This is a genomic window from Streptomyces lydicus (assembly GCF_000717345.1).
GTDB classification, from domain to species: domain Bacteria; phylum Actinomycetota; class Actinomycetes; order Streptomycetales; family Streptomycetaceae; genus Streptomyces; species Streptomyces lydicus.
The window spans coordinates 1-218 of the sequence record NZ_JNZA01000120.1 but is presented as its reverse complement, the minus strand read 5'-3'; the positions used below and the strand labels follow the sequence as shown (position 1 = coordinate 218).

The 218-nt window shown below is 71.1% G+C and carries 1 pseudogene; it reads right to left on the bottom strand.

Annotated features, from left to right (window positions below):
- A pseudogene (locus OO62_RS41240) lies at window positions 1–218 on the bottom strand (TIM barrel protein); the annotation flags it as partial.

Sequence of the window (218 nt, the reverse complement as noted above, 5' to 3'; positions counted from 1 at the left end):
CCCCCACCTCGGCCACCGCACGGGCCGCGAAGGCGAGGTTCTCCAGCGCGAGACGGTCCTGCTCCTCGGGCGAGACACCCTCGACCCGGTTGCCGTACAAGGCATTGAACGTGGTGCACCCCAGCGACCGGGCGAACTCGATCGCCACCGGCACATTCGCCCGGAACCTCTCGGACTCCTCACCCGGCACCGACAGGGCGCCACGATCCGGACCCGGC